This window comes from Cupriavidus sp. GW821-FHT07C08, assembly GCF_059419025.1.
On record NZ_JBWKQZ010000014.1, the window covers coordinates 79401 to 93476 of the forward strand.

The following is a 14076-nucleotide window of genomic DNA, read 5'->3' on the forward strand; positions in this document are numbered from 1 at the left end:
CCAAAAATTTTTTATGGATAGAACTCCTTAACGAGCTCCCCGCGAGCACTCCAGACTTCCAATTGATGAAGATGCCATCTGTCATAGACATTAGACGTCAATACCCGATGGCGCAAGAGCCGGAGGTTTTCTGGCGGCTGGATTTGCGTGATGTACCGCCCTGAGGCGGACCGAGTCGCCATTGAGTAGGTAGTAGTGGCGCTCTAGCGCGCAGCAGAGTTGCGCTGGAGCGTCACACAGGTACCTGACGGCTAAGCCGCAGGCGGAGTCTTGTTGAATTCAAATAGAAGAAACGCCATGATTTGCATTGAACGATTCGCAGATTATTTCGTACCTAACCCTCGCGTCGAACTTCCTGAGCGCGATGTTTTCGGAGTTCTACACGGGACAGCGTACGAGCCAATGCTTGGACCGGAGCAAGGAAAAACAGCACTAGCTGGCTGTGAGTTTGACATGAAGTCCGGCGAAGCGACGGTATTTCATTCCCTGCTTGAGAGCATCCTCGACTTTCGACTGATGTTAAGCCCGTTTGTGATTGAAGTCAGACCTCACTTCCCAATGACACTCGAAGAGAAGGTTCTTCGGCGGCTTGGGTGGGGCGAGCGTCTCCGTAAGTCGGATGTTGCCACAATCGACAGAGTGGTGACGCTACAGCGCCGCGATACATTGGCACTCCACCTTCATGCTGTGAGCGTCAAACCAGAGGAGTTGCTCCCGGAGGACAAGGTGAAGCGACGACATGAGCGGGAGCGGCTATATGCCGAGTCTCGTGGCGCTACTTGGGAAACAGTCGGAGGTGAATGGCATAGGAAGTTTACATCAAGGAACCTTGCCTTCATACGGTCTTGCTGTCTCGATTCGAATGTGTCAGCGCTTTATGACGACGCCGTCGAGTTTGCAAGACGTATTAAGCGAAGTGAGGCAAGGGGCTCGCTAGACCGCCGTATTTCGCTGGTGGCGGGACGCATGAACTATTCATCTCTAGACGGGTATCGCTTGTTCGGTGCCGCGATTTGCACGGGACTTCTGGCTGTCGATGATGACTATCGGCTCGATCCTGAATATCCATTGAGACTCTTGGAGAAAGGCGATGCTGGCGGAAACCGACACCATTGAGGAGTTCACGTGCCCATTCGATGTGATGGCACCGTTGGAGTGGAAGGCGCCGCAAGGCAGTCATTTCTTTCGGTTCGTGCACTACGATAAAACTCTGCGACGATTCTATGTGATGCCGCTGGGGAAGAAGCCGAGCATCCCAGACGCTGATTGCAAGATTGTCGTATGGCCATATGACAAGGTGGCACTATTGCTTGGGACGGTGATTTGTCAAGTTCCAGAGTTCATTCGGTTTTGGTTCATGTCGGAAAGCATTGAGCTAACCGACGCAGAGTCGGAGAAACTTTCGGAAAGAAAAGCCGTTCTGCTGCCTGTGCTCAATGGCGAGCTTGCACGTGAGCTCGGCTACGAAATTCAGCCTTATGACGTCTATACGAATGAGTCGCTGCGCGAGTCACTGATCGCAGAACAGGCGAAACGGACCGGCGAACGCAAGGATGCCGTGCGTGAATTATTCAACGCGTGGATTTGGTTTGGGGGGTGGCTGGAGGGTGGGGAGCGAGCCATCATGCCGCATTATCGGCGACGCGGGGCGCCCGGGGAGACCCGTACTAATACGAACGGACAAAAGGTGGGGCGGCCCAGAGAGGAGTTGCGCGGAGGGAAGCTCTGTCGTGTAACGAATTACGGGAGGGTAACGCGCTACTGGATTAAAGTTTTTTGCGAGGCGCTCGAGATGTTCTATCGAGGTCTCCACGCGACATCATTGAGTTTTGTGTACGAGAAGATGGTTGAACACTTGACGAAGGGTGTTCCGGTGGACGCGACCCAAGGCCGAGCGGCGAAGATAAGGCGGCGGCGTATCCCTCTGCGCACGACCTTCATCTACCACGCAAAGCGGCTGATTGTGGAGATGAAGCTGGACGAGAAGTACCCAGCTCCGAAAGCGGATACCATTGGCGCGCAGGGAGGTCACGCAATCGATATCACGCTTGGCAGGCAAATTGGTGATATCGATTGCAGTCACTTGAAGCTTGTGGAAGTCATAGTTGAGGCTCCAGGGGTTGGTCCCGTTAGCGCAGGTAACCCAATTTTGGCATTCCTGGTCGATAGAGACACTGGCTGTGTCGTGAGCTGGGTCGCTTGGTATGGGAGAGCGGAAAACAGCACGATTTACCGGCAGTTAGTCCTGCGGGCCTTCCTGTCAAAGGACCCGTGGCTCGACCGGATTAAGTACACCGGGGACAGGTCCGGATTCGTCCACGGACAGATTGACGCCGTCTGTCCTGATCGCGGACCAGGCTTCTCGTCTGAAATCAGGAACTTGCTTTCCAAGGAGATGAGGATTGGCGTGGTAGCGCCACCGCCCAGGACTCCTGAGGGAAAGGGACGGGTTGAAGGCTCTTTCGGGAATTTCAAAGCAATGCTTCGATGGGTGCTCCGTCAGTTGTCGAATCTGAAAGGCGGGGTTATTTCGCCAACGAAACCGGAGGGCAACGGGCGTACGCGCAAGCCCGGTATCGTGGCTCGGGTCACCGCGGAAGTGCTGGAACTCCTTATCGCCACAGCGGTGAACATCATCAATACCAGACGGTACCGGCAGAGCCACGTATCTCGCGGGACGATTTCCCCCAAGTATAAGGGGCTTACCCCCGCCACATTGTTTCAACAAAATCAGAGGCGGCGTCGAGGTGACATTTCGGTGCCCAGGGATACCCAGGAAATTCACCGGCGCTTCCTCAAAGAGGAGCCGGGTGCCATCCGCAGTGGCAAGGTCCGCGCCAGAAATAACACATACAGCTCGGATGCTCTAAGAGCGTATGAGGTCGTATACCGGGGGCAAAACGGGATCAATCACCGTAAAGGTATCCCGATCTCCTACATTATTCCGCCAGACAGCAACACTCTCCTGTGGCTGAAGCCAGGCGGGGGGATTGACGTGCTGGAACCAACGAGCTTGGCGGAAGAACATTTCGGCGGTGTAGATGACCCAGCAAGTGATGTTAGCATTCGCTTCCAAAACCGGGTTGATGCAGCTGTCGAAGGTAGCGGGCAACCAAGGCAGCCGCCACAGAGAAATCGGCTGAAGCAGCCTGTCGAAAAGCTTCTTGTTGAGCAGGTTGTGGCTATCGGGGAATTGCCGAAGATAGTGCCTCGCGATCCAGCCGCTAGAGCAGCTCTCCACGAGGAGGCGCTTCGAGAGCAGTTCTATACGGCAGTCGACGGCGCCGCTCTGGATGTCCCTAGGCCCGCGGAATCGAGCGACGATGCTGAGAAAGGGACCGATATCCTTGCTCCCACCCTTCCGCAGCATCATCGTTCCAAACAGGGAGCGTGGTTCCTCAGCCAACTTCATGAAGGCAAGGAAAAAAATAGATAAGGTACCGCGACCTTTACAAAGAGGCCCCGCTGCGCTTTCGCCCTGAGAGGGGGCAACGTCGCTGGCGGGGCGTTTGCTATCAAAGGCCGGCCTAGCGTTGCCTGCGTGTTCCGGCAGCCTCTGTCACATAGATTCGAGTGTGCAAAATGCTGGAAGCCGCGCCGGTTCTGGCTTTCGCGGTGTTTTGCGGTTATCTATTTGACGTTGCCGCAGGAGGAAATTTGTCGGCAAGTCACGCGGCCCGGACGCATTTCGGGGCGCCGAACTGCCTAAATTTTGCTCGGCAGGGCCTAAATTTTGTGTGTAAAAACAAAGAGTTATGAGCCGGTGAGCGTAAGTTTTTGTCAGCGAATGCGCGTATGTGTTTGTCGTTGCCAGAAGTTGTGCGTGGAAAATAAAGTCGTAGAAGTTGCGACAATAAAGTCAGAGAAAGGCGGAGCAAAAAACTTGCAAACCAGCATCTGCTGCAGCTTCGCGGGCTTTATTGACAGGTCAGGCAGATGGCTGGCAGTACACCAAATTTTTGGCAGAGTTAGCAAACGGAGTCCGTTCGCCTGGAATAAAAGTGCTCATAAAGTAACTTATAACGGGGTTGAACTCAGCGAGATGGCCAATATCCCTCCGCATACCGGCCCTCTGTCCACCTCCACCTAGTCGACCTGCTTCGGCGAGTATGGGCCCTCGCGAGTTCGCCCGTCGCTGCCCCATTCCAGCAGTCCGCCCTTGGTCAGCCGCGCCGCGGTCCGCACAGGCAGGCCTCAGCCCTTGACGCCGCAGGTGTCATGGCCAAAGCCATGACGCAGCCGATCTGGCCCTCACGGTCGTGGATGGGTAGCTTTGCCTTTGCCCAGCCATTGGCGGAGGTCCAAAGCTGCTTCTACAGGACATGTTGAACGTTCGCTTTCCCACCGCCCCTAGCTAAAAGAAATAAGAGCCGCCTACCTTTATTTCACTTCTTCGATCACCGGGGCCTTTTGCAAAGCCTCAGTTCCTCTGTCGCCGCCCATCTTCACCATGGAACAGCGACGTATGTCGTCGAGCGGCGAGAGGTTCCGATTTCCGTGCTACCACGGTCGAGAAGGCCCTCCAATCGGATAGCCGCGTAGAACGGACTGAGTCGGCTTGGCGTACCACCATCGAAACGATTAAAGGGAGGAGTATTGCATGAGCATCCAAGAGAAGGGCCGTCTCCTCCAGGCCTGGCTTCTCGCGGGCCTACCATACTTCGATCACGCGGGTCGTCAATACTTGCACCTTCGCGATGTTCCGTTTGAGTTTGAGAGTGCTATCTTGCGGTGGTTGGACCTTCACCCAGAACTCGTTGAGCACGACTCTCCAGATTGTGTGATAGACGAGGGACCGAAAGGCCTTGCGATCAGCGACTGCGGCTGGTCGTTGTTTTTGGTCTGGGCTAAGGAGACTCTTGATGAGAAACTGGTTCAGTTGGAGTCAGGTCCCGGTAACTAGAAGAATGTGGTAGCCGGAGGCTATTACGTTCGACTATCTAATGGAGGGCTCATATGAGGCTATACGTCGATTGCGAGTTCACCGACTTCATTTGTTGTGAATTGATCAGCGTCGCATTGGTAAGCGAGACAGGCGAGGAGTTTTACGGAGAACGGTGCGATTTCGATTCGTCGGCCTGTAGTGAGTTCGTTCGCGCGGCTGTACTGCCGCAGCTTGGTCAGTTTTCGAGGTACATCTACGCAGCTACTGAACTGCGCAAGGCATTGCTGGATTGGTGGAGTGCAGTTTCTGCGCAGGGTCAGGAGTGCCTAATTTGTGTGGACAATGCTACAGATTGGGACCTGCTCATCGATCTGCTGGGAGAGGTCCCTTGTGGATGGCGAGGACTTCTTGTTGCGCACTTGATTGATCGTGAACGACAGGAAGCATACTTTTCCGAATATGGTGGAAGACATCATGCCCTCCATGATGCGCGCGCGTTGCGAGCCTCATCACCGGAGGACTTAAGCAATGTTGTTTCGATTGTCGACATGAAGCCTTCCCGCTACGGTTTTTGATAGGACGTGCTCTTTGTCAAGTTCGCGGTGGAGAATGGAGGAGTGCTAGCGATCGGAGGTGAGATGGGTGACCAGATATTTGGCGCAAAAAAATCCGTTGGTACTTCCGTCCGTCACCAAGGACTTGCAGTTTCCCGCGCCCCGCGCCTATGGCTATGAATGCCCCCGGGCGCTGTCAGCATTCCGAGCGCTGATCCTGCTGGCACCCCCCATTGGAGGGGTTCTGCTAGTGTTCCTTCCCCCGGATAGTGGACCAAAAAGTGGGCTCTTAGGTTAGTCGGGTTAAGCTAATATTGATTGATAAGAAATGGCTACTGCAATAAGAAAAAGGTCTGTACAAAATCAAGTCAGGGACGAGGCAGAAAAAACCCTAACGGGTCGTCAAAATATTGCAAGATTTAAAACGCCGGAACTTGTGATCGCGCTATGTGGCCCAATCGGCTCGCCTCTTCATAAAGTAGGTGTGGAAATTGGCCAAGTGCTCGAAGAAACTTTCGGTTATGAAAAGCCGCGGATATTGAGGCTTAGCGATTTTATTAGGGAGCATGCGGCCAGCGTAGGGGTTACCATTCCTGAGGGGTCTCGGTTCGACAAGGTCGAGGCGCTAATTGAGGCCGGTAATAAACTTCGAGCAAAGCACGGCGCTGGAATTCTCGCTGAGGTCGCCATTAGCAGAATTCGCCTGGCTCGCGAGCAAGCCAAAAACGAAGAGACAGGTCAATATCACCCGCGCCGAGTCTGTCACATTATTGATTCAATTAAGAATCAAGAAGAGCTAGATGTTTTGCGGGATGTCTATCGAGATATGGTGTATATGATCGGAGTATTTTCTCCGATGTCTGTGAGGGAGAAAGCGCTTCGAAAGGACCTGGAGCTGAGTGAGATATATCGCCTGATTGACAAGGACTCCGGTGAGGAGTCGGAACATGGCCAAACCGTGCGGGATACATTCCCTCAGTCAGATTTTTTCTTAAGGGTCGATAGCGACAAGGACTCACAGCTAAAGAAGCGTGTTGAACGATTCCTTCATTTGGTCCTGGGCACTGAATTAATCACACCAACACCCAGCGAATCTGCGATGTATGCCGCAGCAATGGCTGCGACAAATTCTGCGTGCTTGTCTCGCCAAGTTGGTGCGGCCGTTACTAACAGTGAGTACCAGGTTCTCGGAATAGGTTGGAACGACGTACCAAAATTCGGTGGGGGGCTATATCAAACTGCTTCGCCTGCCCTCTTGGGCGACGCGGACGACGACGCTCGATGCTGGAACTTGGACGGGGGTAAATGCTTCAACGATGCGGAAAAGAAGCTGTTCGCAAAAGAAATGTTGGAGACCCTGCGAGGGATAATTCCGGCGGAGAAGGAGGCCGAGGCGCGGAAAGTGCTGGAGAAGGCGAGCAAGCTAAAGGGGTTGATTGAGTTCTCGCGCGCCATCCACGCTGAAATGCATGCAATCATCAATGCTACCCGCGCCAGCGGGGGCGCCATAGTTGGCGGCAAGCTTTTTGTGACGACCTATCCATGTCATTCCTGTGCGCGGCACATTGTGGCTGCGGGCGTCTCGGAGGTCTACTACATCGAGCCCTACCGGAAGAGCCTTGCCATGAAGTTGCACCACGACGCTGTGACGGAGCATGAATCTGAACTCGAAAAAGTGCGGATTTTGGCGTACGATGGAGTTGCACCCTCACGATATCTCTCGCTCTTCAGGATCCCGAGTGGCGGCCGTAAGCGAGATGGGAAGATCATCAAGATCAATGCGAAGTCGGCTACACCGAAGCTCGAGAAGAACATGGAGGCGCTTGCTGTTCTCGAAGCTTTTGTCGTATCATCGCTGGCTAGCAAGAAGTTAGTGGACGCCAACGGAGGAGCTGAAGATGGACCGGATCCCGCTGCAGCTTAGTCTTGATTTCGAATCAGACGATGACACTCCCTCGGTCCGGGTTGCGCCGGAGAAGCAATCCACTAAAGCAACAGTGGTATGTTTGAAGCAGTTCCGTAACGAGCGTTCGGAAGGTGCTGATGCGACTGATACAACACTTCTCTACAAGAGCATTTTGGATTCAATTAGGCACTTTGCTTGATCGATACAGCACGTGCCGTCGGATGCTTTGCTTGCCTTGAGACCCGCCAATTGGCGGGTCTTTTGCTTTTGGCAACTGTTATCTTTTTGCAAGGCTTCCGATGTCGAGCACATTGGCGTACCGCAATCAGCTTCCGGATGCGAACACCTGCAGACTGACTCTTGAGGCCGTCTGGTTCTTAGCTTTGCATCAGCAGAACGTATTTTCCAATGCAATGCTTGACTCCAGCCTCTGTAAAAGAATAAGTGCGTAATGTGTTGATTTTGTGACCTTGTTCCCGCAATTCCTTAACGCGTCCGGCAGGGTGATAGATGTCGAGGAAACGGGATGCCTCAAAGGTAGTTACGGGAAACAGTCGCAATGCCTCCAACATGAGCTTGGCTTGGGTCTCTGCTTCTGTCCCGATAAACTGATCGCGCAATTTTTTGAGAGTGCTTTCTTTTTCGAGAGTGGTCGATTTTAGGGCAACTTGGCGTGGTAGCGATTCATTGATCCAGCCTGCTGGAAATAACCGGTCTTCGCTAGGATTGCCTTTGTTGTATTTTGCCATCATGAACCTTTTTCCGGGTTTTTCCGGTGTTGATCATGACAGCACTTTGAAGAAGTGATTGCGACTGAGCGAGTTTCAATCGCGAACTGAACGACGTTCATTCGCGCTTTATTGCGAGCTCCGGGTCAGGCTGCTTCCACAGTTTCCGTACATGGTCGGAAGTCACATTGAAACGTTTAGCCAAGATACCTGCTATTTCGCGCCGATGACGTCCTTCAGTCAACAGCGCTTCAGCTGCTCGCTTTATTTCTTGTGCCGACACGCGAGCAGTTGCGCGCCGCGCTTCACCGGAAAGGTAGCCGCTACGCCGTGCACTTTCCCTTTGCTCTCGAACCTTCCACAGGGTTGCAGCGATGCCATCCTCGATATCGTCTAGCGAGGTCTCCCAGTAGTGAAGCAATCGTTGGGCATCGCTTACATAGTCGAGATATGCGGAAAACTTGTTGTCATTAGTTTCACCCACGCTTCGGTCAGATTCCATTAAGACGACGTGGTAGCCTTTGCGTGCCGCTCGTCTTTCTAGTTGCGTAATGCGTGCGGTAACCAGTGCTGGCGCAATGCATTTTAAGGCCGACGAGAGGCTTCTGCTGACTTCGTCTTGTTGGCGGTGAAACTCAACGATAAAGCTCATCACAACGTCATCGAGCGCTGTTTTTTTTGGCAGTACATTATTCTCCACGGTCACCTGGACTTTTCCACTCTCGTCCCGAGTCAACTTTATATTGCGTGCAGCCAACGCCTGCCGACCGGCCTCAGTCTCCGAAAGGCGCTTGTGCTCGCGCTCGAAATCAGACTCGTTCCATTGAATTAGGCGAAATGCGCGTCGGAAAAATGTCTTTTGTCTGTCCAATCTATTCAGGTGATCGACAAATGGCCAGTCCTTTTCATCGACCTCGTTCGGCTGTACAAGACTGTAGGGTAAAAAGTAGATTAACAAGACCCTCTCCGGTAATACCAACAAGTAGGCATACTAGGAAGTGACAAAACCGCCCCAGTCGCCAAGCCTAGAGGGTGACATTCGCGGCTCGTCAGAGTTGGGCAGGGGTGATAGCGTACATCTACTGATTGTTGGTGGCAAAAGCTTGCTTCCGTTCAGGCTAGGGCATGACCAGGAGTTTCACGCAGGAGTACTACGCACCGTTCCGCCCGTGCTCCTGCCTCGACAGGCCCGTCTGCAGGGACGTTCGAAGGCCTCTGTGGCTAAGTGGCGCGAAATCAATCGACTCTTGGGCTAGGTGGCAAAATAGCCGCCAAGGAGGATGGCGAGAGCGCTCGTAAGTCATTGATTTTTTGAGATTCTGGCTCTCGTAATAAATGATACCCGCGACACTTGCCCTAGCAACCCGAAAGTGGCGGAACCCATCAAGGGCCGCGGCACACCAGGCGCTGAACGAATTGGGAACTACTGCTGGTGAGGGTCGATGAACAACTCGTGAACATCGACCCCGAGAAATTCTGCAAGCCTGCAGATATTGTCAATTGTTGCGTTGTTCACCGCGCGCTCGATCTGACTTACATAGGTCCGATGGAATCCTGCCTTGATGGCTAGGTCTTCCTGAGATAGGCCCGCAGCCTCCCTCGCCTTCCGTAGGTTGGAGGCAACCCTAAGCCGCGCGTAGGTCTTTTCTGCACTCTTTGACATGGGGCGCAGAGTGCGCAAACCACGGCTAAAAATCTACACACATACAGCTCTACTGGATATACATCTACTGGTTGTGAATCTATAATGCCGTGGTTGGTAGGTGCACCAGTGGGACCAATGCTGCACTGCCTCCCTTCGTAATAGAGAAAAGCCAAGAAGGCGATGATTGTGTTTTTGGACTATGACGGTGTCTTGCATCCAGACGCCGCCTACTTGGTGAACGGGCGCCCCGAGCTTCGCGCGGCTGGAACGCTGTTCATGTGGGCGCCGACTCTTGAGGAAATTCTCGCACCGTACCCCCAAGCCCGTATTGTCCTTTCTACGTCGTGGGTTCGGATCCTCAAAAGCTTCAGTCGCGCACGTGCCTATCTGCCGGCTGCGCTGCAAGCACGTGTCATCGGCGCGACTTGGCATTCGGCAATGGCGCGACATCATGAAGGCGCTCATCGCGTAGACGCGAGTTGGTTCAACGAGCTCTCGCGGTATGCCCAGATCGCGCGCTACATTGCGCGGGCCGGGCTGCGGGCCGAACACTGGCTGGCCGTCGATGACGACAGCGAGGATTGGCCCGCCGAGCTGCGCGACTACTTGGTCGAGACGGATGGCGTGCTGGGCCTCTCGAGCGCGTCTGCGCAGTCCGAACTGGCGCAGCGGCTGCAACGCATGACCGCTAAAGCCCTGCTCGGGAGCTAATACCGATGCTACGCGTGACCGTGGAACTTATTCCAGACGGCCAGGAGGAATACTGCCGAACACTTGGGCGGGTCGAGATCGAAAATGTGTTGGGCGAATCCCTGACCACCGGCGCTTATCGCATCGTCATGGACGAATTCGATGGACGCATCCCAGCGCAGCGCTCGACCTTCCGGACTATTGCGTCACTGGACAATGTGGAGCGCGACCTCGTTCGCCCCATGCAATTGGTCGGCATGGCGCTCAGCGTCGTCGCCCCCGTCAAGCGCACCATGCATAGCTCGCAGAACGAACCGCAGGGCATCGTGCTGACGCGCGATGCCATTTAACGCGGCTCGAACCCGTCGGGGGGCCATGACCGAAAAGCTCGTGTTCTGAGAAATGGAGTTTTACGCGGGGGCGCACCTTCGATCTAGCCCACATTTGCGTGGTACCCGTAGCAGAGATTCCCATCATCCTCGCACGTCCGACCCTGTTTGATGTGGTCAAGCTCGCTCATCAATATCCGCTGGAACCGTTGTACAGGTCGAGTCGACGGCTCAGGGTGAGTCGCGAAATCTCCGAGCGCCAATTTCTTCGCACGCAGGAGATCCTGCGCAACGTCGAGCGCGTCAAGACCCCGAATCCTTCGACTATCGACGACGTCGCCCGGGCAGTCGTCCCCCATTATGACGATCCGCCCGTGCCGGTCGAGCGCATCCCAACTGCCGAGCAGGCAGGGCGCGCGTTGGCGCATTGGCTGCCGGCCGGACTGCCAACCATGGCAGCGACGGGCTGGCACTTTCGCATGGCGGATGGTGTGCGTTCATGGGCTGGCTGACCGATGCCTTGTAGCGTAGACCGGATCAATTGGAAATCGGCTTGTAATTAGATCAGCGTGCCTCGCACCACCACGCACCCACGCAGCAGCCAAGCTAACAACTATTGCGTGGCGATTCACGTAACCCCATAGGACCGAGAAGGTCCTGCCTCGCGCCGACGTCACGGCCTCGGCGCATCCACCTCCAAGCCATTCGTTGCATGCAAAATCTCGCAGTTCTTATCCTTCCGGGAACCTGGTCATCGCTCGCCGAATTCAAGGCCGCCATTAAGAAGCAGGCGCCAAACTATCGCTTTGCCAATGGCATGCTCGTGGATCAGCGAACCCGCCAGGGCGTCCACGTCCACTTTCAAATGGGGCACAACTCGAACATTGCGGAGGACTTTCGATGTTGCGGTAGCTATTGGTACGACTCCGAAGACATGCGGGCCATCGCTCGGCATACCTCTCATGTCCTCCTTGTGGACGCCGGAGGGAGTCGGCAGCGGATGGCACATGTGATGGGCGCAGCGAGCGCCGTGGTCCGGGCCGGCGCTCTAGGCGTGTATGTGGAGAACGCCGGCGTTGCCCATCCCCCACAGAACTGGCTGGCGCTGGCCAATGACGGCATCGATGGAATTTTTCGGGCATTCGTTGCCACCGTCGATACTGGAGGCAGTGGCGCTCACTGCAGTGGCATGCAAAATTTTGGACTGAAGGACGTGAGTGTCCCATCTAACGTCCCCGACTGCACAACCGTCGCCGGCGCCTTTGCTTGGCATCTGGTCGTGAAGGAGGTGAAGGTGAAAGCCGGTGAAACCATGATGGTCGGCACGAAATCTTCCAGCTCTCGCGTCTGGATCGTTGAATCTGCCGTAGTCCCCGAAGGCTCAATGTTCTACAACCGATTCGGCACCTGGCAACTCCTGCCCGCGACGTCTGTGCACTAACACGACATATCAACCGATGTCGGCACCCTGGTTTAGAGTGACCCGCGCATGGCTGCGAGATGGTGCATCGGCACTCTCACCAGCAAAAGCGTAGCGCGGGTCGCTGTAGACCATCACTTTGGGGGATGGCCAGCCAGAATAGGTACGCAACGATCCGCAGCGCTGCTGTCAATGGACCCGCAGCGCATTTTGGGACCCTTCTTGAGCGCCATGTAGTCTCGCCAGCAGCGACTCTGCTTCGGCGATGCAATCTTGTACACGGTTGGAAGAACATCTGACAACTTCTCAGACAAGCTAAGGCGGAGCTCGATTTCCGACTTAATCAGCTGTTCAATATCGCCTTTCCTGCCCCGTATGGACGTAGTTCTCAGGAAGGTGTTCGTTGACGTAGGCTTCAATGCCTGTGTGGGCTGCCACAACTGCGGTCAGCATGAGCTCGATGTACCGGAACGCATCCATATCGGAGAGCTCTGCTTCCTTGGGGCTGCCAGGAGAACGCAGCAGACTGTTGTTCTCGAGAATCTGGCGTGCATCCGTATATGCGCGAAGAGCGATGTTGAAGAAGAGCGCCGTCGCATTCGGAAGGTTCACCGTCAGGCGAGTTCCGCTTGGAAGATCCATGGTCGTGACGACGTTGATATTCGTGCCGGCAGCCACACGCTGTCCGGTCCATGGCGAGGTCCGCGCCGAGCTTCGCGGTCACCTGCAAGCGCCAGTCTTGCTCAGGGTCAATGTCGTGGCTTTCCATGTCAGAGCCCCCATTTTCGAACGTTGCGACAACGGTTCCCGCGCAAGGGAATATCCCGAGCTAAGGATGAAGCTCGCTGGCAGACCGCTTCAATCGACGTCAGCCTGCCAGCTGGTTGGCTTCACGACTTCCGGTTGCTGTTCGGCGTCACCTTCACTGGCGTCCAAGTATTTCCGGGCTTGGTCGTCGGCGGAAGCGGCGATTGTCGGGCACAGTCGCGAAGTTGGATTGCTTTCCTCCGCGAGGGCCTACCTCTTGGAAGATGCCCCCGCGGTTACCGGTGCTTTCACCGGGCTTCTTTGTCGATGCCATCGCAATCTCCTTATGAGGTTTGGCGTTGGGACAGAGGGCACTGGTTCAAAGACAGCAGATTGTTGTTCCACTTTCCGACATGAAGCTGTGCTCAATGATTCCTCCTTTGCTGACCACTACTGCAACTGGATCTCTCCTGCACTGTGCGTAACGAATGGCAGTGGCATGGAGCGAAGTTTTGCACAACGCCGCCGATAGCCTTCAGTCCTGCTCCAGCACGTCCAATGCCAGGAAAGAACAGATGCCTCGGCATCACGCAGTTCGTCTTGCGTGAGGGCCGGCAGATCCACGGGTAAGTCTTTGCCAGGCATTGGACTTAGCGCAGTTCAAACCGGATGGTCTTGTCGTCCAGCGCGGCCCACGCGCCGATGGCAAGCCGTACTAGTTGTCCATCCGACCAGTAAGAGATGTAGGCAGGCCGCCACTTAAGCGCGCGCAGGCGTCTGGCCTCGATGCCAGCGACAACCAGCCCGCCAGCAGTAGCCGCAACAGCCTCGCAGGGCAGGCTCAGCTCTTCGCTGTCCTCGCCGAAGTAGTGGGCTTCCAGAAAAATGGTGGTAGCCGACATGCTTCTAGCGGTCCGCTTGCTCGGCGCGGTAGGCCGACCAGTAGTAGTGGGAATACCGACCGTGCTGGGCTCGTTTCTTCTCGATGAACAACCGGATCGTTCGAGCATGCCCGGCCTCGACTACCACCTCATGGCGGTCCGGCGCCTCGCGTGTGGCGCTGCCCAACGTCCCAATGGCGGCCGCAATGTACTGACCGTGGATCTGCCCGAGAATCCCGTTCTCAGTGGCAGCGGGCGCGATGCCCCGGGTGTCCGACGGCAGGTGGCAAC

The 14076-nt window shown here is 55.3% G+C and carries 14 protein-coding genes; 9 read left to right on the forward strand and 5 right to left on the reverse strand.

Annotated features, from left to right (window positions below):
- Positions 1-297 precede the first annotated feature (297 nt).
- The 5 genes from AC07UK_RS18700 to AC07UK_RS18720 all read left to right on the forward strand — a co-directional run bounded on the left by AC07UK_RS18700 (position 298) and on the right by AC07UK_RS18720 (position 7544).
- On the forward strand, positions 298-1116 hold the full coding sequence (locus AC07UK_RS18700) for a PDDEXK family nuclease (RefSeq protein ID WP_494686124.1): 819 nt from the start codon (positions 298-300) through the stop codon (positions 1114-1116).
- Positions 1091-3436, forward strand: a complete 2346-nt coding sequence (locus AC07UK_RS18705; RefSeq protein ID WP_494686125.1) for a TnsB C-terminal domain-containing protein — start codon at positions 1091-1093, stop codon at positions 3434-3436. Before AC07UK_RS18700 ends, AC07UK_RS18705 begins: the two co-directional genes overlap by 26 nt.
- A 1520-nt stretch (positions 3437-4956) precedes the next feature.
- Complete coding sequence (locus AC07UK_RS18710; RefSeq protein WP_494686126.1) at positions 4957-5460, forward strand: 3'-5' exonuclease family protein; 504 nt, start codon at positions 4957-4959, stop codon at positions 5458-5460.
- Between the two features lie 307 nt (positions 5461-5767).
- The gene (locus tag AC07UK_RS18715; RefSeq protein ID WP_494686127.1) at positions 5768-7363 is read left to right on the forward strand and encodes an anti-phage dCTP deaminase; all 1596 of its coding nucleotides are present in this window, start codon (positions 5768-5770) and stop codon (positions 7361-7363) included.
- Positions 7338-7544 (forward strand): hypothetical protein, encoded by a 207-nt coding sequence (locus tag AC07UK_RS18720; RefSeq protein WP_494686128.1) that lies wholly within the window; start codon positions 7338-7340, stop codon positions 7542-7544. Before AC07UK_RS18715 ends, AC07UK_RS18720 begins: the two co-directional genes overlap by 26 nt.
- A 178-nt stretch (positions 7545-7722) precedes the next feature.
- Here AC07UK_RS18720 and AC07UK_RS18725 read toward each other — a convergent pair whose 3' ends face one another.
- The 3 genes from AC07UK_RS18725 to AC07UK_RS18735 form a co-directional block, all read right to left on the reverse strand.
- The gene (locus AC07UK_RS18725; RefSeq protein ID WP_494686129.1) at positions 7723-8097 is read right to left on the reverse strand and encodes a helix-turn-helix domain-containing protein; all 375 of its coding nucleotides are present in this window, start codon (positions 8095-8097) and stop codon (positions 7723-7725) included.
- Between the two features lie 94 nt (positions 8098-8191).
- The gene (locus AC07UK_RS18730) at positions 8192-9031 is read right to left on the reverse strand and encodes a hypothetical protein (RefSeq protein ID WP_494686130.1); all 840 of its coding nucleotides are present in this window, start codon (positions 9029-9031) and stop codon (positions 8192-8194) included.
- A 465-nt stretch (positions 9032-9496) separates the two neighbouring features.
- Positions 9497-9736 (reverse strand): helix-turn-helix domain-containing protein, encoded by a 240-nt coding sequence (locus AC07UK_RS18735; protein WP_414215188.1) that lies wholly within the window; start codon positions 9734-9736, stop codon positions 9497-9499.
- Positions 9737-9898: 162 nt separating this feature from the next.
- Between AC07UK_RS18735 and AC07UK_RS18740 the strand changes: the two genes are divergently transcribed.
- The 4 genes from AC07UK_RS18740 (at position 9899) to AC07UK_RS18755 (ending at position 12178) form a co-directional block, all read left to right on the forward strand.
- The gene (locus AC07UK_RS18740) at positions 9899-10429 is read left to right on the forward strand and encodes an HAD domain-containing protein (protein WP_494686131.1); all 531 of its coding nucleotides are present in this window, start codon (positions 9899-9901) and stop codon (positions 10427-10429) included.
- Positions 10430-10434: 5 nt separating this feature from the next.
- Positions 10435-10758, forward strand: coding sequence for a hypothetical protein (locus tag AC07UK_RS18745; protein ID WP_494686132.1), 324 nt, complete (start codon positions 10435-10437; stop codon positions 10756-10758).
- A 98-nt stretch (positions 10759-10856) separates the two neighbouring features.
- The gene (locus AC07UK_RS18750) at positions 10857-11249 is read left to right on the forward strand and encodes a hypothetical protein (protein ID WP_494686133.1); all 393 of its coding nucleotides are present in this window, start codon (positions 10857-10859) and stop codon (positions 11247-11249) included.
- A 200-nt stretch (positions 11250-11449) separates the two neighbouring features.
- Positions 11450-12178: a hypothetical protein gene (locus tag AC07UK_RS18755; protein ID WP_494686134.1), complete on the forward strand. Its 729-nt coding sequence runs from the start codon at positions 11450-11452 to the stop codon at positions 12176-12178.
- 330 nt (positions 12179-12508) lie between these two features.
- Here AC07UK_RS18755 and AC07UK_RS18760 read toward each other — a convergent pair whose 3' ends face one another.
- Positions 12509-12835 (reverse strand): hypothetical protein, encoded by a 327-nt coding sequence (locus AC07UK_RS18760; protein ID WP_494686135.1) that lies wholly within the window; start codon positions 12833-12835, stop codon positions 12509-12511.
- Between the two features lie 719 nt (positions 12836-13554).
- A complete protein-coding gene (locus AC07UK_RS18765; protein WP_494686136.1) occupies positions 13555-13806 on the reverse strand; it encodes a hypothetical protein in 252 nt (83 codons plus the stop codon).
- Positions 13807-14076 lie beyond the last annotated feature (270 nt).